Consider the following 3,949-nt stretch of genomic DNA (forward strand, 5'->3'; position numbering starts at 1 on the left):
GGCGCGGCGGTCTACCCGCTGCACAACATCGCCCGCGTCTACACCTTCACGATGCGGCCGAAGCGCAAGGAGGCGGTGCTGCGGTTCCTGCGGTACGTCGCCGGGACCCTGGTCGTCGGGTTCATCGCCATGCTGCCGGGGCTGCCCTCGCTGGCGTTCGAGGGCGCCGACTCCGGCGCGGCCGGCTATGTGACCTGGGTCTGGTTCCTGGCCCTCGCCGCCGCCGTGTACTTCTTCGTCGACATGATGTCCGTCCTGACGGCCCAGCCGCACTACGTCCTCGCCGTCGAGACCTCCGGTGCCTCCACCGGGCTGGTCACCAGTCACGACGGGCGCTACCTGGACGACCTGGTGGGCCGGATCTCGTACGCCATCGACCACCCCGACACCGAGTTCCGGGTGACGGTGGAACGCCTCACCGTCTCGCCGAACCACTACTACTTCGGCGACAACGTCAACATGTACGGCGGCAACGGAAACGTGGGGATCGCGGGATGACCAGCGGAAACAACTACTACTACGGCGACAGCGTGAACATGTACGGCGGCCAGGGCAACCAGGGCATCGTCAAGAGCCAGGTGTCCCCCGCCGGACAGGACCCGGCACTGGTCGCGGCCCTCGCCGAACTGCACCGGATGATCGCCGAGCTGCGCGCCCAGGTGCCGGCCCCCAGCGCCCGGCTGCTCGACGAGTCCCTGCCCGCCCTCAGCACCGACACCGCCGTACCCGCGCAGGAGCGGCACCGCGCGCTGATGGCGATCGCCGGGATCGCCGCCACCGTCGGCGCGGTGGGCCGGCCGGTGGCCGAGGCGGTCCAGGCGGTCGTCGGCCTGCTGGGCGGCTAGGGCGGCTCGCTCACCGTCGGCTGACCTCATCCCCGCGCTTCGTCCACCCGTCACCGTGGGTTAATCACTTCCGCGTTCGGCCTGCCATCCGTTCCGTTGAAATGGACCGGGCGGGCATGTCCCGGCCGCGTCTGACGGCATTGCCTTGCAGGGGGGCCCGAACACCGGGCCCCTTCGGCGATGGGAGACGCGTGCGAATCACTGACATCCAGCGCTGCGAGGTCCGGCCGGGACGGCTCGTCGAGTGGACGCTGAGCCCGGCGACCGTCGCGGCGGCGACGGCGCTCCCGGAGGACTCCCGGCCGCCCGCCTACATCCAGGAGTCGCACATCAGGACGGCCCGGTGCGTCCGTGAGGGCGGACTGTTCGTGCCGACCTGGCTCGGCACCGCCTTCGACCTGCCCGGCCCGGTCGACCTGGACGTCCTGGAGCGCGCCCTGCACGACTGGACCCTGCGGCACGAGACGCTGCGCAGCGGCTTCCGCTGGGCCGGGGACGAGCTGCGCCGGTTCACCCTGGACGCGGCCGAGGTGTCCCTGCACCGCGAGGACGCGGGCGACTTCCCGGACGCCGACGGCCTGGTCCGGCACCTCCAGCACCGCTTCGACACGGTCGCGGACGCGTTGCGCTGGCCCAATCTGATGTACACGGCGGTGGTGCGCGACGACGGCGCGAGCGTGTACATGGCGTTCGATCACAGCAACGTCGACGCCTACTCGGTGCAGCGGATCGCCGCCGAGATCCACGAGCTGTACGCGGCGGGCCTGGCCGGCACCGCACCGGAGGAGCGGGCGCCGGTCGCCAGTTACGTCGACTTCTGCGGGATCGAGCGGGCCGGCGCGGACGGCCTCGACGGGCGGCACGCGATCGTGGAGCGCTGGCGGGAGTTCATCCACCGCTGCGACGGCACGCTGCCCGCCTTCCCGGTCGACCTGGGGCTGACGCCCGGCGGTCCGCTGCCCCGGCAGCAGATGCTGTGCGAGCCGCTGGCGGACGCGGACACGGCGGCGGCGTTCGAGGCGTACTGCCGGCCGTACGGCGGCAGCCTGGTCGGGCTGCTGGCCGCGACCGGGCTCATCGTGCACGAACTCGGCGGCGAGCCGGTGTACCGGACGGTGGTGCCGTTCCACACCCGGGTGAAGTCCCGGTGGAGCGACTCGGTGGGCTGGTACGTGGGCGGCGCCCCGATCGAGGTGCCGGTGGGCCGTACCCGCGGCTTCCCGGAGGCGCTGCGGGCGGTGCGCGCCGAGCTGCAGGCGAACCGGTCGCTGGCCCGGATGCCGCTGGCCCGGGTGCTGCGCCTGCTCGGCTCCGACTTCCGGCCGACCTCCCCGGACCTGCACTCGATCGTGTCGTACGTCGACGCCCGCGGCATCCCGGGTGCCGGGCGCTGGACCGAGCTGAAGGCGTACGGGCTGATGCGGGTGTCGTACGGGGACCAGGTGTGCGTGTGGGTGAACCGGCTGCCCGAGGGGCTGTGGCTGGCGAGCCGCTACCCGGACACGGACGTGGCGGTGAAGACCATGCGGCTGTACGTGGAGCGGCTGCGGGACCGGATCGCCTCGGTGGCCGACGGCAGCCTCTCCGCGGTGTCCTAGCCGTTCCCGCCCAGCGTGTCGATCAGGCGCTCCAGCCGGTCCCGCCAGCGCTGCTCGGACTCGCCCTCGCCCTGGAACTCGTGCGTGAGGCGGAGCACGCTGGCGTCGTCCCCCTCGCGCTCCAGATGGAACCGGAGCCGGCCGGCGCCCTCCAGCGTGTACTCCGCGACCCGGTCCACGTCCCACGCGGTCACCTGTCCGCTGCCCAGGTCACGCAGGGTCACCGCGCCGCCGAGCCGGTGTTCGAGCACGTCGGCGTCGGTGAACCAGGACGCCAGTCCCCCGGCCGTGGCCACCGCCGCCCAGACGTCCTCCATCGGCCGCGGGAGCTCCACCACGAAGTGCAGGATGTGCTCGTTCCCGTGCGTCTGGCTGGTGCCCTGTGCGATGGAACCGCTCATGACACCAGCCTGCCCCCGCCCCGGGGCACGCGCACGCGGCGGTCACACCCCGGCGTAGGAGTGCTTGCCGCTCACGAAGATGTTGACGCCGTAGTAGTTGAACAGCCAGCAGCCGAACGCGATCAGGGCCAGGTAGGCGGCCTTGCGGCCCTTCCAGCCGGCGGTGGCACGGGCGTGCAGGTACCCGGCGTAGGCGACCCAGGTGATGAAGGACCAGGTCTCCTTCGGGTCCCAGTTCCAGTACCGGCCCCAGGCGTCGCCCGCCCAGATCGCGCCCGCGATGATCGTGAACGTCCACAGCGGGAAGACGGCCGCGTTGACCCGGTAGGCGAACTTGTCCAGGGACGCGGAGGCGGGCAGCCGCTCCAGCACGGACGACGCGAACCTGCCGGGCCTGCCGCCGGCCTCCAGCTTGTTCTCGTACGAGTCCTTGAACAGGTACAGGATCGTGGCGACCGCGCCGACGTAGAACACCGCGCCGCAGAAGATGGCGGTGGAGACGTGGATGTACAGCCAGTACGAGTGCAGGGCCGGCACCAGCTGGTCGCTGGCCGTGTACAGGACGGTGACCGCGAGGCCCAGGTCCAGCAGAACGGTCGTGACGAGGAACAGGCCGAGCCAGCGCACGTTCTTCTTCAGGGCCAGCAGCGCGAGGTACACGCCGACGGCGACCGTGGAGAAGGTGATGTTGAACTCGTACATGTTGCCCCACGGCGCCCGCTCCACGGAGGCCGCGCGGGTGACGACACCGCCCAGCTCCACGAGGAACGCGAGCACGGTGAGGGAGATGGCGATCCGGCCGTACAGGTCGCCCTGCTCGTCGCCGCCGTGCGCGCCCGGCCCGTCGGGCACGTCCCGCGCGCCGGACGCCGCGCGCACGACGACCTTGGGCCGCTCCAGCACGGCGGTGCCGCCGGCCTGCCGCACGGTGACGGCGGGGCCGGCCGCCTTGCCGTCTCGGCCGGCGGTGAGCGCGGCGGCCGTCCGGGCCACCTTGCTGCGGCTGCCGAACAGCCACTCGGCGATGTAGGCGAAGAAGGCCAGGGTGTAGACGGCCATCGACGAGTAGATCAGCGTGTTGCTGATGCTCGCGAGATGTTCGTTG

The 3,949-nt window shown here is 71.8% G+C and carries 5 protein-coding genes; 3 read left to right on the plus strand and 2 right to left on the minus strand.

The features are described from left to right. The 3 genes from IE312_RS05580 to IE312_RS05590 all read left to right on the plus strand — a co-directional run. The coding region (locus tag IE312_RS05580) for a DUF6232 family protein (protein ID WP_229899110.1) at positions 1 to 498 on the plus strand (498 nt) is incomplete at its 5' end. Continuing rightward, positions 495 to 845 (plus strand): hypothetical protein, encoded by a 351-nt coding sequence (locus IE312_RS05585; RefSeq protein WP_189978859.1) that lies wholly within the window; start codon positions 495 to 497, stop codon positions 843 to 845. The genes IE312_RS05580 and IE312_RS05585, both read left to right, overlap by 4 nt. Positions 846 to 1,036: 191 nt before the next feature. Then, positions 1,037 to 2,443, plus strand: coding sequence for a condensation domain-containing protein (locus tag IE312_RS05590; protein ID WP_189978861.1), 1,407 nt, complete (start codon positions 1,037 to 1,039; stop codon positions 2,441 to 2,443). Here the strand turns inward: IE312_RS05590 and IE312_RS05595 are convergent. Together IE312_RS05595 and ccsB are read right to left on the minus strand one after the other, a co-directional pair. Further along, entirely contained in the window at positions 2,440 to 2,844 is a 405-nt protein-coding gene (locus IE312_RS05595; RefSeq protein WP_189978863.1) for an SRPBCC family protein, read from the minus strand. The genes IE312_RS05590 and IE312_RS05595 overlap by 4 nt on opposite strands. 42 nt (positions 2,845 to 2,886) lie before the next feature. Next, on the minus strand, positions 2,887 to 3,949 hold a 1,063-nt coding region (gene ccsB / locus IE312_RS05600; RefSeq protein WP_189978865.1), incomplete at its 5' end, for a c-type cytochrome biogenesis protein CcsB.

It is taken from the genome of Streptomyces capoamus (assembly GCF_014654935.1).
Classification (GTDB): Bacteria; Actinomycetota; Actinomycetes; order Streptomycetales; family Streptomycetaceae; genus Streptomyces; species Streptomyces capoamus.

Coding starts and splice junctions, on each gene's coding strand:
- IE312_RS05585 (WP_189978859.1), top strand. CDS start 495: ATGACCAGCGGAAACAACTACTACTACGGCGACAGCGTGAACATGTAC.
- IE312_RS05595 (WP_189978863.1), bottom strand. CDS start 2,844: ATGAGCGGTTCCATCGCACAGGGCACCAGCCAGACGCACGGGAACGAG.